This is a genomic window from Curtobacterium sp. MCBA15_007, assembly GCF_001864905.1.
GTDB lineage: Bacteria > Actinomycetota > Actinomycetes > Actinomycetales > Microbacteriaceae > Curtobacterium > Curtobacterium poinsettiae.
Window position 1 is genome coordinate 351701 of record NZ_MJGM01000001.1, and the last position, 12798, is coordinate 364498.

The 12798-nt window shown below is 71.6% G+C and carries 12 protein-coding genes; 8 read left to right on the forward strand and 4 right to left on the reverse strand.

Translation table 11 applies throughout. From position 1 onward, the window contains the following. Window positions 1-32 precede the first annotated feature (32 nt). The gene (locus BIU95_RS01690) at window positions 33-845 is read left to right on the forward strand and encodes a putative RNA methyltransferase (protein WP_083389173.1); all 813 of its coding nucleotides are present in this window, start codon (window positions 33-35) and stop codon (window positions 843-845) included. A 13-nt stretch (window positions 846-858) separates the two neighbouring features. Here BIU95_RS01690 and BIU95_RS01695 read toward each other — a convergent pair whose 3' ends face one another. After that, a complete protein-coding gene (locus BIU95_RS01695; RefSeq protein ID WP_017887936.1) occupies window positions 859-1392 on the reverse strand; it encodes a hypothetical protein in 534 nt (177 codons plus the stop codon). A 96-nt stretch (window positions 1393-1488) separates the two neighbouring features. Then, entirely contained in the window at window positions 1489-1908 is a 420-nt protein-coding gene (locus BIU95_RS01700; RefSeq protein WP_071250075.1) for a VOC family protein, read from the reverse strand. A 62-nt stretch (window positions 1909-1970) separates the two neighbouring features. Between BIU95_RS01700 and BIU95_RS01705 the strand changes: the two genes are divergently transcribed. After that, complete coding sequence (locus BIU95_RS01705) at window positions 1971-2927, forward strand: YafY family protein (RefSeq protein WP_071250077.1); 957 nt, start codon at window positions 1971-1973, stop codon at window positions 2925-2927. Here the strand turns inward: BIU95_RS01705 and BIU95_RS19010 are convergent, their stop codons facing one another. After that, window positions 2928-3743 (reverse strand): Abi family protein, encoded by an 816-nt coding sequence (locus BIU95_RS19010; protein WP_368086284.1) that lies wholly within the window; start codon window positions 3741-3743, stop codon window positions 2928-2930. Window positions 3744-4116: 373 nt separating this feature from the next. Here BIU95_RS19010 and BIU95_RS01715 point away from each other — a divergent pair, with 373 nt between their 5' ends. The 6 genes from BIU95_RS01715 to BIU95_RS01740 all read left to right on the forward strand — a co-directional run bounded on the left by BIU95_RS01715 (window position 4117) and on the right by BIU95_RS01740 (window position 11877). After that, window positions 4117-4206 (forward strand): potassium-transporting ATPase subunit F, encoded by a 90-nt coding sequence (locus BIU95_RS01715; RefSeq protein WP_017887940.1) that lies wholly within the window; start codon window positions 4117-4119, stop codon window positions 4204-4206. Continuing rightward, window positions 4206-5888 carry a potassium-transporting ATPase subunit KdpA gene (gene kdpA, locus BIU95_RS01720; protein WP_071250079.1) on the forward strand — a complete coding sequence of 561 codons (1683 nt, stop codon included), beginning with the start codon at window positions 4206-4208 and terminating at the stop codon, window positions 5886-5888. The genes BIU95_RS01715 and kdpA overlap by 1 nt, the downstream gene beginning before the upstream one ends. Next, on the forward strand, window positions 5885-7981 hold the full coding sequence (kdpB, locus tag BIU95_RS01725) for a potassium-transporting ATPase subunit KdpB (protein ID WP_071250081.1): 2097 nt from the start codon (window positions 5885-5887) through the stop codon (window positions 7979-7981). The genes kdpA and kdpB overlap by 4 nt, the downstream gene beginning before the upstream one ends. A gap of 2 nt (window positions 7982-7983) precedes the next feature. Beyond that, window positions 7984-8583: a K(+)-transporting ATPase subunit C gene (gene kdpC, locus BIU95_RS01730; RefSeq protein WP_017887943.1), complete on the forward strand. Its 600-nt coding sequence runs from the start codon at window positions 7984-7986 to the stop codon at window positions 8581-8583. Window positions 8584-8704: 121 nt separating this feature from the next. Further along, a complete protein-coding gene (locus BIU95_RS01735) occupies window positions 8705-11197 on the forward strand; it encodes an ATP-binding protein (RefSeq protein ID WP_017887944.1) in 2493 nt (830 codons plus the stop codon). Continuing rightward, the gene (locus BIU95_RS01740; RefSeq protein WP_017887945.1) at window positions 11194-11877 is read left to right on the forward strand and encodes a response regulator; all 684 of its coding nucleotides are present in this window, start codon (window positions 11194-11196) and stop codon (window positions 11875-11877) included. Before BIU95_RS01735 ends, BIU95_RS01740 begins: the two co-directional genes overlap by 4 nt. 30 nt (window positions 11878-11907) lie before the next feature. Here BIU95_RS01740 and BIU95_RS01745 read toward each other — a convergent pair whose 3' ends face one another. Further along, window positions 11908-12753 carry a LuxR C-terminal-related transcriptional regulator gene (locus BIU95_RS01745; RefSeq protein ID WP_017887946.1) on the reverse strand — a complete coding sequence of 282 codons (846 nt, stop codon included), beginning with the start codon at window positions 12751-12753 and terminating at the stop codon, window positions 11908-11910. Window positions 12754-12798: the final 45 nt, after the last annotated feature.

A 12798-nucleotide genomic window follows, 5' to 3' on the forward strand; every position in this document is an offset into this window, starting at 1 on the left:
GTCAGGGTGAGCCAGCCCCGTACGCTGGGCCGGTGCGTGACGACCTGCTGCCGATGCTCGCCTGCCCCGTGTGCGCCGCGCTGCTCGGTCGCGTCGACGGCGGCCAGGTCGGCTGCCCGAACGGGCACCGGTTCGACGAGGCGAAGCAGGGCCACCTGACGCTCCTGCCCGCGAAGCGGCGTGCGCTCACCGCGGACACCCCGGAGATGGTGGACGCGCGGCTGCGGTTCCTGGGGCGCGGCCACTACGCGCCCGTCGAGCGGGCGCTCGCCGTAATCGTCGCGGACACGACCGCGCCCGGCATCGTCCTCGACGTCGGTTCCGGCCCGGGGACCTACCTGGCGCGTGCGCTGCGCGCGGCGGACGGGAGGCTCGGGGTCGCGCTCGACCTGTCGGCCGTCGCGATCCGGCGTGCGGCACGCGCCCACGAGCGCGCGGGGGCCGTCGTCGGTGACGTGACCGAGCGCCTCCCGGTCGTCGACGGCGCTGCCGCCGTCCTGCTCGACGTCTTCGCACCCCGCAACCAGACCGAGTACGCCCGCGTCCTGCACGCCGACGGCGTGCTCGTGGTGGTGACCCCGCGGACCGGCCACCTGGCGGAGCTCGCCGAGGCGACGATCAGCGTGGACCCGGAGAAGGAGCGCCGACTGCACGACTCCCTGACGCCGTCGTTCGCGCTGCGGTCCTCCGAGGACCTGATGTGGTCCATGGAGCTGTCGGCGGAGGACGTCCACGACGTCGTGCACATGGGGCCGAGCCACCACCACGTCTCGGCGGAGCAGGTGTTCGCGCCGACGAGCGTGACCGCGACCGTGACGGTCAGCACCTGGAGCCGCTCGGGCTGATCCTCCGACCGGGTCAGCGCTCGCCCACGTCCCGCGGACTGTCCTGTTCGGCCCGCCGACGGGCGGTGTGGGCTCGCCCGCGCACACGGTCGACGGCCATCCCGATCCGGGCGAGCAGGAGGACGACGCCCAGGCTCCCGGCTCCGATCGGCGTCACGAACAGCCCGAGGTCGATGCCGGGCATCCGCCACCAGTCGATCGACCACGCGGCGACGAGCGCGAACCCGAGCAGGAGCGCGCCCGTCCACCACCACCGCCCGGGGACCCGGACGGTGCCGAGACCGGCGAGCACGAGGAGCGCCCAGCACCCCTCCGGCGCGAAGGACCGCGGGTCGCTCGTGCCGCAGGTGGACACCGCGCACTCCCACTCGACCTGGTCGGCCACGCCCGCGTACCAGTGGAACAGCAGCGCGGCAGCGACGACGGCGACGAGTGCGACCGGCGGCCCGATCCAGCGCCACACGCTGCCGAACCGGGAGCGGCGTCGGCGGGCGGCCACCCATCCGTGGCCGAGCTCGTAACCGGGCATCGGGCGGAACTCGGGCATGCCAGCACGCTATCGGCGGCCGGATTCCGTGGGGAAGTGGTTCACAAACGTCCGAGCGTCGGTGCGGGGCGGGACCATCCGGGCCGCACCGCCGCGTCACTCGGTCGGGGCCGCGACGTCGAGCTGCCAGACCACGCCGAAGCGGTCGCGCAGCTGCCCGGCCAACGGTGCCCAGGCCGAGGGTTCCAGGGGCTGCCGTACTTCGGCGCCCTCGGACAGTGCCGCCCAGTACCGCTCGATCTCGGCCGTGTCGTCGCCGTGCACGAACACGTAGAAGGCGTTCGACCCCTGGTCGTAGGGCTGCCCGGGCCAGACGTCGAAGGCCATGACACGGAAGCCGGCGGGCGTGGAGACCTGCCCGAAGACGATGCGGTCCGCCCAGGCCGGGTCGTCCAGGGCGCCCATCTGGCCGTAGGTGGCGGCGGTGACCTCGCCGCCGAAGACCGATGCGTAGAAGTCGAGCGCCGCGCGGGCGTCGCCGTCGAAGTTGAGGTGGGTTGTCGTTTCGATGCTCATGGGACGAGGATCTCGGGCAATGCGGTCAGATCATGTCCGCTTCTCGGACGAAGATGGACGCCATGGCCGGACCCTCCGCACGGATGCTCGCGCTGCTCTCCCTGCTCCAGGTGCACCGCGACTGGCCGGGCGACGAGCTCGCCGGTCGGCTCGAGGTCAGTCCCCGAACGGTCCGCCGCGACGTCGACCGACTCCGCGGGCTCGGGTACCGGGTGGAGGCGCTCCGTGGCCCGGCCGGCGGCTACCGGCTCGAGGCCGGCTCCGACCTGCCCCCGCTGCTCTTCGACGACGACCAGGCGGTGGCGATCGCCCTGGCGCTCGCCGTGGCACCGGCATCGGGGGCGGACGTCGCCGAGTCGGCGGCCCGCGCCCTGGCGACCGTCCGGCAGGTGATGCCCGCGCGGCTGCGGTCCCGGGTCGACGCGGTGCAGGCCGTGACCGCGACGAGCCGGACCACCACCGACCCGGAGGTCCTGGTGGCGGTGAGCGAGGCCGTCCACCTGCACGAGGTCTTCCGCTTCGGGTACGGAGAGGACGAGACTCCGCACCGGGTGGAACCGCACGCCGTCGTCGCCCGGAACGGTCGCTGGTACCTGCTCGACTGGGATGCCGACCGCGACGACTGGCGCACGCACCGCATCGACCGGATCACGCCGCGGATGCGCACCCGCGTCCCCTTCACGCCGCGACCGATCCCCGGTGGCGATGCGGCCGCGTTCGTGTCCGCGCGGTTCAAGGGGGCGGCGGTCGACGACGTGTGGCCGTGCACCGGGTCGGTGACCACGACGGCGGGCGATGCGCGGCGGATCGCGCCGTACCTGCCCGAGGACGCCGTGGTCGAGCAGCTCGAGGACGACCGGGCCCGCGTCACCCTCGGATCGTGGTCGTGGGACGGGCTCGCGGGCGTGGTGTCAGGATTTGCGGTCGACTTCGTCGTCGCGGGTCCGGAGGAGCTCGTCGAGGCCGTGGCAGACCTCGCTGACCGGTTGCGCACGGTCGGCACGCGTCGCCCAGCGTGATCAGTGGGGACCTGTCCAGAGCGCGTGGTCCAGCCAACCGCCGCCGACACCCATCGACGAGAGATCGAGGTGTTCGTTGCTCGGGAAGGCCCCGAGGAGAGCGGCCACGCGCTCGGCCCAGTAGTGGTCGGACGGGACCGACCTGAGCAGGTAGGCCATCACCGCCAAGGTGTTGTAGACACCGAACTGCTTCGGGGCATCGGTTCCCGAGAGATGTGCGAGGAGCGGTACCGCACCGGACCTCGGCCGTTTCGGGACCACGACCAACTTCCGGTTGAACAGACGCGCATGGTGTGCTGCGACGTTCCGGACGTAGTTGACCGAGGCGAGCCAGCTCAGCATCGTCTTCTTGGTCGGGACGCCGAACTCTCGGGCGATCCGGGTGGCGACGTCGTTCCGGAGACCGCCGTACAGCCGAGCGAGGTGTCCCAGTTCGAGGATTTCGGTGAGTGCCCAGATGGGCATCCGGTCGTCGTACTCGGTTCGGAAGTGTGCGACGAACTGTTCGTCAGAGGAATCCTGTCGGTCTCGCACTCGCTGCAGCCACGCCGTGTGTGCGCTGGAGCCATCCGGTGGGTCGGGCCGAGGTGCAGTGAACGCTCCGGTGTCCGGCTGCTGCGAACTCCGTCCCTGCTCGGTACCGGTCCTGGACCTCGATGTGCCGACGGCCGTCGTCGTCGATCTCGAACGAGGATTCACGGAAGGGATAGAGGTATCCGGTGAGGCGGTAGTAGCCGACTTCGCGCAGTACCGATCCCGCGACGCCCCGATCACCGATGCGGACTCCCTTGGAAGCCAGCTTCTCGATCTGCTCACCGATCGAGAGCCACGGTTTCACGTACTCCATGCGCCCCCCGAGACAAGAAAATCGGCCCGAGCCGTGAGGCGAGCGGGCCGATCGTGATGCTGAAACCCTACCAGGATCCGCGTCACGGGATCGAGCGCTCTCCACAGGCGTTAGGAGCGTGCATGCGTCCGCCAGGGCGGCGTCAGGGATCCGTTAGGAGCGGCCTGGAGGCCCGGCGCAGGATCCAGCATCGGTTCGGCACCACAAGTGGTGCCGGTCCGCGTCACCCGGCGCGGACACCGCAGACCTTCTGGAGTCCCTCGTGTTCGACGTGTTCGTCGTCGCCGGTGTCCTCGCCGTGTTCGGCGTGGTGGCACTGATCGCCAAGGGGGTGGAACGGCTGTGATCGGCATCACCATCGCGGCCGCCGTCCTCGGCATCGCCGCTGTCGTGTACCTCGTCTGGGCGCTCGTGCGTCCGGAGCGCTTCTAGTGGGCGCCGCGGACCTCTGGGCGGGCATCGCCCAGGTAGCCACCCTCGTCCTGCTGCTCGTCGTCGCGTACCGCCCGCTCGGCGACTGGATGGCGAAGGTCTTCACACCCGTCCGGCACAACCGGGTCGAGCGCGGGGTCTACCGGCTGATCGGCGTCGACCCGGACGCCGAGCAGTCCTGGCCCGTGTACCTGCGCGGCGTGCTGCTCTTCAGCGTCGCCGGGCTCCTGCTCGTCTACCTGCTGCAGCGCATCCAGGTCGTCCTGCCCGGCGACCTCGGACTGCCCGGTGTCGGACCCTCGCTCGCGTTCAACACCGCGGCGTCGTTCGTGTCGAACACGAACTGGCAGTCGTACTCGCCCGAGGCCACCCTCGGCTACACCGTGCAGATGGCCGGCCTCGCGGTGCAGAACTTCCTGTCCGCAGCCGTCGGCCTGGCGGTCGCCGTGGCGCTGGTGCGCGGGTTCGCCCGTCGCAAGTCCGGCACCCTCGGCAACGTGTGGGTGGACATCGTCCGCGGGCTCGGCCGGCTGCTGCTGCCCGGGGCGTTCGTCTTCGCGATCGTGCTCGTCGCCGGCGGGGTCGTCCAGTCGTGGGGGAGCGGCACCGACGTCACCACGCTCATCGGTGGCACGCAGCACATCCCCGGCGGGTTCGTCGCCTCGCAGGAGGCGATCAAGGAACTCGGCACGAACGGTGGCGGCTACTTCAACGCGAACTCGGCGCACCCGTTCGAGAACCCGCAGGCGTGGACGAACCTCGTCGAGATCTTCCTCATGCTCGTCATCCCGTTCTCGCTCCCGCGCACGTTCGGGCGGCTCGTCGGGGACGACCGCCAGGGCTACGCGATCCTCGCCGTGATGGGCGCGATCTTCCTCGTCTCGCTGTCGGTCATGTCGATCGCCGAGCTCGGCGGCGGCGGGATCGCCACACACGCCGCCGGGGCCGCGATGGAGGGCAAGGAGAGCCGCTTCGGCATCCTCGGTTCGACGCTCTTCTCGACCGCGACCACCTCGACGTCCACCGGCGCCGTCAACGCGATGCACGACAGCTACACCCCGATCGGCGGGATGATGGCGCTCGTCAACATGATGCTCGGCGAGGTCACCCCCGGCGGCGTCGGCTCCGGCCTGTACGGCATGCTCGTGCTCGCCGTCATCACGGTGTTCATCGGCGGCCTGCTCGTCGGCCGAACCCCGGAGTACCTCGGCAAGAAGATCCGCGCCAAGGAGATGACCTTCGCGGCGCTGTACATCCTCGTCACGCCGACGCTCGTGCTCCTGGCCACCGGGCTCTCGCTCGTGATCCCCGGGGTCCGCGAACAGGTGCTCGGGACGTCGATCTTCAACCCCGGCAACCACGGGCTGACCGAGCTGCTCTACGCCTTCACCTCGGGCGCGAACAACAACGGCTCGGCCTTCGGCGGACTCACCGCGAACACCACGTGGATGAACTCCTCGCTCGGCGTCGTGATGCTGCTCGGCCGCTTCGTGCCGATGGTGTTCGTCCTGGCGCTCGCCGGATCCCTCGCGGCGCAGGACCGGGTGCCGGAGACCGCCGGCACCCTGCCCACCCACCGCCCGCTCTTCATCGTGCTGCTCGGCGGCGTCGCCGTCATCGTCACCGCACTCACCTACTTCCCGGTGCTCGCACTGGGTCCGCTCGCAGAAGGACTGTCATGACCACCGTGACCTCCGAGCACGAGGCGACCACCGCCTCCAGGCCGGCCATCCGCTCGTCCGCATTCGGACCCCGCCAGCTGGTGGCGGGCCTCCCGGGCGCCCTGCGGAAACTCGATCCGCGACTCATGTGGCGGAACCCCGTCATGTTCATCGTCGAGGTCGGCGCGGCGCTGACGACGGCAGCCGCCGTCGTCGAGCCGTCCGCCTTCACGATCGCCATCGCCGTCTGGCTCTGGCTCACCGTCGTCTTCGCCAACCTGGCGGAGTCGGTGGCCGAGGGCCGCGGCAAGGCCCAGGCCGACACCCTGCGGAAGACCCGCTCGACCACGAGTGCCCGCCGGGTGCTCGGGTACGCGACGTCCGACGCGGCCGCGACCGGCAACGCGACCGAGGAGGTCGCTTCCGTCGACCTGGCCAAGGGCGACGTGGTCCTGGTCGTCGCGGGCGAGGTCATCCCGGGCGACGGTGACGTCATCGACGGCATCGCGTCGGTCGACGAGTCGGCCGTCACGGGTGAGTCGGCACCGGTCATCCGCGAGTCCGGCGGCGACCGCAGCGCCGTCACCGGCGGCACCCGCGTGCTGTCCGACCGGATCGTGGTGCGCATCACCTCGACCCCGGGCGAGACCTTCATCGACCGGATGATCCGTCTGGTCGAGGGTGCGGCACGGCAGAAGACGCCGAACGAGATCGCGCTGAACATCCTGCTCGCCTCGCTGTCGATCGTCTTCGTGATCGTCTGCCTGACGATGCAGCCCATCGCGGGGCTCGTCGGTGCGACGGTCAGCGTGCCGGTGCTCATCGCCCTGCTCGTCTGCCTCATCCCGACCACCATCGGGGCCCTGCTCTCCGCGATCGGCATCGCAGGCATGGACCGACTCGTGCAGCACAACGTGCTCGCGATGTCGGGCCGCGCGGTCGAGGCCGCCGGTGACATCACGACGCTGCTGCTCGACAAGACCGGCACGATCACCTACGGCAACCGCCGGGCATCCCGCGTGGTGCCCGTGCCGGGCGTGACGACCGCCGACCTGCTCGAAGCTGCAGCGCTGTCGAGTGCCGCGGACAGCACCCCGGAAGGTCGCTCGATCGTCGACCTGGCGCGCGAGGACGGCGCCGCCGTGGGCCTGCCGGACGGGGCCGTCGAGGTGCCGTTCACGGCGCAGACGCGCATGTCCGGTCTCGACCTGCCCGACGGATCGCAGATCCGGAAGGGCGCCGCTGCGGCTGTCCTCGCATGGGCGGACACCACCGAAGCCGGTGTTGTTTCGGCCATCGACGCGACCGTCGCGGAGATCTCCGACCAGGGCGGCACGCCGCTCGTCGTCGGCCGTCGGTCGTCGACCGGTGCGGTCACGCTGCTCGGCGTCGTGCACCTGAAGGACGTCGTCAAGGACGGCATGGCATCACGGTTCGCCGAGCTCCGGTCGATGGGCATCCGCACGGTGATGATCACCGGTGACAACCCCCGCACCGCGGCAGCCATCGCCCACGAGGCCGGCGTCGACGACTTCCTCGCCGAGGCCACCCCGGAGGACAAGCTCGCGTACATCAAGCGCGAGCAGGAGGGCGGCAACCTCGTCGCCATGACCGGCGACGGAACCAACGACGCCCCGGCCCTGGCCCAGGCGGACGTCGGCGTCGCGATGAACACCGGTACGACGGCGGCGAAGGAGGCGGGCAACATGGTCGACCTCGACTCCGACCCGACCAAGCTCATCGACGTCGTCCGCATCGGCAAGCAGCTGCTCATCACCCGCGGTGCCCTGACCACCTTCTCCATCGCCAACGACGTCGCGAAGTACTTCGCGATCATCCCGGCGATGTTCCAGGCCGCGTTCCCGGGCCTCGCGGCGCTCAACATCATGGGGCTGCACAGCCCGTCGTCCGCGATCCTGTCGGCGGTCGTCTTCAACGCGCTCGTCATCGTGGCGCTCATCCCGCTGTCCCTGCGTGGCGTCAAGTACCGCGCAGCCGCAGCGTCGTCGATCCTCGGCCGCAACCTGCTCGTCTACGGGCTGGGCGGCGTGGTCGTCCCCTTCATCGGCATCAAACTGATCGACCTCGTGGTCGGTCTCATCCCGGGGTTCTAGTCATGGCATCTGCACGTTCCACCTTCCGTTCCGCCGGTGTGGCGATCCGCCTCACCCTCGTCGCCACCGTCGTGCTCGGCGTCGGGTACCCGCTCGCCGTCTGGGGCGTCGGCCAGGCGGCGTTCCACGACCAGGCCAACGGCTCGATGGTCACGGACTCGTCCGGCAAGGTCGTCGGTTCCTCGTTGATCGGGCAGTCGTTCACCGGCAAGCAGGCCGACCGCTGGTTCCAGTCGCGGCCGTCCGCCGCCGGGGACGGCTACGACGCGGGGGCGTCCTCCGGCTCGAACCTCGGGCCGAACAACGCCGACCTGCTCAAGGCCGTCGAGGAGCGTCGTACCGCCCTGGCGAAGGCCGACGGGGTCCCCGCCGCACAGGTGCCGGCCGACGCCGTGACCGCCTCGGGCTCGGGGCTCGACCCGGACATCAGCCCGGAGTACGCACGCCAGCAGGTGGCGCGCGTGGCATCGGCACGGGGGTTGTCCGTCGCCACCGTGCGGCAGCTCGTGCAGTCGCACACCGAGTCGCGGCAGCTCGGGTTCCTCGGTGAGCCCGTGGTGAACGTGCTCGCGCTGAACCTGGCGCTGGCGAAGGCGTCCTGAGCGTGGGCGACCCCTCCGCAAGACACCGGTGCTCGCGCGTCGAACACCCGCAGACCGCGGTGCGACAGGTGAACACCGGTGTTTTGCGGAGACCGACCCCCGCACGCGAGAGGATGAGCACGTGAAGCGCGGGAAGCTGCGGGTCCTGCTCGGTGCAGCGCCCGGTGTCGGCAAGACCTACACGATGCTCGAAGAGGGGCGTCGGCTGCTCGACGAGGGTCGCGACGTGGTCGTCGCCGTCGTCGAGACGCACGAGCGCGCCGCCACCGCGGCCCTGGTGAACGGGCTCGAGGTGGTGCCCCGCCGCACCGTCTCGCACCGCGGCGTCGACCTGGACGACCTCGACCTCGACGCCGTCATCGCCCGGGCACCCGAGGTCGCGCTCGTCGACGAACTCGCCCACACGAACGCCCCCGGCAGCCCGAACGAGAAGCGCTGGCAGGACGTCGAGGCGCTGCGGGACGCCGGCATCGACGTCATCTCGACGGTCAACGTGCAGCACATGCAGTCCCTCGGCGACGTGGTCCGCGAGATCACCGGCACCGTGCAGCGCGAGACCGTCCCCGACGCCGTGGTGCGCGCGGCCGACCAGATCGAGGTCGTCGACCTGGCCCCGGCAGCGCTGCGCGAACGGCTCTCCGACGGGCTCGTGTACCCGGCGGCCCGGATCGACGCCGCGCTGTCGAACTACTTCCGCCTCGGCAACCTCACCGCCCTGCGCGAGATCGCCCTGCTCTGGCTCGCGGACGAGGTCGACGACGCGCTCAAGGCCTACCGCGCCGAGCACGGCATCGAACACCGCTGGGAGACCCGGGAGCGCGTGCTCGTCGCCCTGACCGGCGGCCCCGAGGGCGAGACCCTGCTGCGCCGCGGCGCCCGCATCGCCGCCCGCAGCGCCGGCGGCGAGCTCGCCGCCGTCCACGTGACCACGAACGACGGCCTGCGCGTGCGGCACCCCGGCGCGCTCGGCAAGCAGCGGACCCTGCTCGAGCAACTCGGTGGGACGTACCACCAGGTCGTCGGCGACGACGTACCGAGCACCCTGGTGCGCTTCGCACGGTCGATCGACGCCACCCAGATCGTGATCGGGGTCAGCCGCCGCAGCCGGCTCGCGGCCGCCATGACCGGTCCGGGCATCGGCAACACCGTCATCCGGGAGTCCGGCGACATCGACGTGCACGTCGTCACGCACGAGCGGGCCGGCGGCGGGATCACCCTGCCGAAGCTCGGGGGCAGTCTGTCCCGCGGACGCGTGATCGCCGGGTTCGTGCTGTCGGTCCTGGTCGGCCCGCTGCTCACCTGGGTGCTGTCGATCGGCAGCGACCCGGACGCCATCACCGTCGACGTGCTGGCGTACCAGCTGCTCGTGCTCGTCGTGGCGCTCGTGGGCGGGATGTGGCCGGCGGTGTTCGCGGCCGTGCTGTCCGGGCTGAGTCTCGACTACTTCTTCGTGCAACCCCTCTACATGGTGACGGTTCAGCAGCCGTGGCACCTGTTCGCGCTGGTCATGTACGTCATCAGCGCGGTGCTGGTCAGCTTCGTGGTCGACCGGTCCGCCCGCCGGTCACGTGCCGCCCGTCGGGCCTCGGCCGAGTCCGGGCTCCTGATGGGCATCGCCGGCAGTGTGCTCCGTGGTGACGACGCCCTGCAGGCGCTGCTCGACCGCACCCGTGAGGCCTTCGGCTTCGCCGGCGTCCGGATCCGCCAGGGCGACGAGGTGCCGGCGACCTCCGGCGAGTTCGGTGCGACGCCGGACGCGTCGACGACGCTCGCTTCCGGCGCCGTGCTCGAGTTCGCCGGCGCACCCGACGACCCGACCCAGCGCCGCCTGCTGCGGGTCGTCGAGCAGCAGCTCGACGCCGCCGTCGAGCACCGCGAGCTGACCCGCACGGCCGTCGGTGCTGAACGCATCGCCGCCGCCGACCGGGTTCGCAGCGCACTGCTCGCGGCCGTCGGCCACGACGTGCGCCGACCGATCGCAGCGGCCTCCGCCGCCGTGCAGACGCTGCGTGCGCCCGACATCGACCTGTCCGGACCCGACCGGGAGGCGCTGCTCGCGACCGCCGACGAGAGCCTCGGTCAGCTGGCGGTGCTGTTGGCAGACCTGCTGGACGTCAGCCGCGTGCAGGCCGGTGTCCTCGCGGTCACCCCGGCGTCGATCGCACTCGAGACGGTGGTCGCCCCCGCACTCGACGAGCTCGAGCTCGGCCCCGACGACGTCGACCTCGACCTGCCCGCCGACCTGCCGCCGGTGCTCGCCGACCCCGTCCTGCTGCAGCGCGTCGTCGTGAACCTGCTCGCCAACGCCGCCCGGTACGCCCCGGATGGCACCCACGTCCGGGTCGCCGCCAGCGCCTTCGCCGGCGTGGTCGAACTCCGCGTCGCCGACCACGGCCCCGGGATCCCCGCGGACCGCCGCGACGAGGTGTTCCAGCCGTTCCAGCGGCTCGGCGACACCGACAACGAGACCGGCCTCGGGCTCGGCCTGGCTCTGGCACGCGGGTTCACCGAGGGCATGGGCGGCACGATCGAGGTCGACGACACCCCGGGCGGTGGCCTCACCGTCGTGGTGCGGCTGCCGATCGCCGGGCACGTGGGAGTGGAGATCCGATGAAGGTCCTGATCGCTGACGACGACGCGCAGCTCGTCCGTGCGCTGTCGGTGACGCTCTCGGCGCGAGGGTACGACGTCGTCACGGCTCGGGACGGGCGCGAAGCGATCGACGCCGTCATCACCGAGCGCCCCGACCTGGTGCTCCTCGACCTCGGCATGCCCCGACTCGACGGCATCGGGGTGCTCGAGGGCGTCCGGGCCTGGTCGCAGGTGCCCGTCCTGGTGCTCTCCGGCCGGACCGACTCGTCGGACAAGGTCGACGCGCTCGACGCCGGTGCCGACGACTACGTGACGAAGCCGTTCCAGATGGACGAGCTCCTCGCCCGGCTGCGGGCTCTCGGACGACGCCGGGTGGTGGCGACGGAGGAGACCCCGACGATCGCGATCGGACCGCTGCTCGTGGACCTCGTCGCGAAGCAGGTCACCCCGGCCGAGGGTCCGGCGATCCGCCTGACGCCCACCGAGTGGCGCCTGCTCGAGGTCCTGGTCACGAACCCCGACCGGCTGATGACCCGCGAGATGCTGTTGACCGAGGTCTGGGGGCCGACGCACGGCAACGACTCCGGGTACCTGCGCCTCTACATGGCCCAGCTGCGGCGGAAGCTCGAGCCCGACCCCGCGCACCCGCGCTTCCTGGTGACGGAGTCCGGAATGGGGTACCGCTTCGCCCCCGGAGCGTAGGAACCCGGTACGCGTCGCGGTCCCGACGGTTCACGCCCGGGAGCTGAACGCCGCGAGCTCCGCCCGGGTCCGGGCGCCGTGCTTCCGGAGCAGGTTCGCCACGTGGTACTTCACGGTGTTGACACTGATGCCGAGCCCCTCGGCGATCTCCCGGTTGCCGACACCGGTCGCCACGAGCCGCAGCACGTCGCGCTCCCGCGGGGTCAGATCGCCGTCGTCGACCGCGTCCACCTCGGTCGGTCGCGGGTCGAGGGGCAGCGAGATGTCGAGCACGGACCCCCAGCCGGGCGTGCTCGCGACCTGCACCCGCCCGTCGAGCGTGACGACCCGCTCGGCGATCGGTCGCATGGCGTCGTCCTGCACGTCGAGCGTGCCGGAGCCGTCGTCGCGGAGCTGCATGAGCAGGTTCCGGCCGTCGCAGTCCCACTGGATGCGCACCCGCTTCGCCGCACCGTCGTCGACCAGGGCGAGCACCGCGGTCCGCACGATCGCCCGGGCAGCGTGGGCGACGTCACCCGGCAACGCACGCCCGGTGGCCGGCGGCTCGACGAACTGCACGTCGAGGTCCCCGAAGCGCACGAGCGGCCGCAGGTCGGCGCGCAGCCGCGAGAACGCCCCGGTGACGGGTTCGAGCAGGGTGCTCCGCTGCTGATCGGTCACGGTGCGCAGGTCGACGAGGGCGGCCGAGGCGATCTCGACGGCCTCGGCCCGGGCGGCCGCGTCGGTGACCCGCGACGACCGGAGCACGGCGAGGACGGATTCGAGGGTGAGGGCGTGCCGGTCCGCCTGCTCGGCGACGGTGCGGGCGTGCTCGGCGGCCGCGAGCCGGATGGCGGAGCCGCCCCGGGCCTCCAGGGTGTCGACCGATGCGTCCATGGAGGCGACCGTACCCGTCCCACCCGAGCGGACGGGCCCACCCGA

Bases quoted from the DNA above. Each gene is read 5' to 3' on its own strand.
- BIU95_RS01745 (WP_017887946.1), bottom strand. From the start codon at position 12,753: ATGGACGCATCGGTCGACACCCTGGAGGCCCGGGGCGGCTCCGCCATC.
- kdpC (WP_017887943.1), top strand. From the start codon at position 7,984: ATGGCATCTGCACGTTCCACCTTCCGTTCCGCCGGTGTGGCGATCCGC.
- kdpB (WP_071250081.1), top strand. From the start codon at position 5,885: ATGACCACCGTGACCTCCGAGCACGAGGCGACCACCGCCTCCAGGCCG.
- BIU95_RS01695 (WP_017887936.1), bottom strand. From the start codon at position 1,392: ATGCCCGAGTTCCGCCCGATGCCCGGTTACGAGCTCGGCCACGGATGG.
- BIU95_RS01700 (WP_071250075.1), bottom strand. From the start codon at position 1,908: ATGAGCATCGAAACGACAACCCACCTCAACTTCGACGGCGACGCCCGC.
- BIU95_RS01740 (WP_017887945.1), top strand. From the start codon at position 11,194: ATGAAGGTCCTGATCGCTGACGACGACGCGCAGCTCGTCCGTGCGCTG.
- BIU95_RS01705 (WP_071250077.1), top strand. From the start codon at position 1,971: ATGGCCGGACCCTCCGCACGGATGCTCGCGCTGCTCTCCCTGCTCCAG.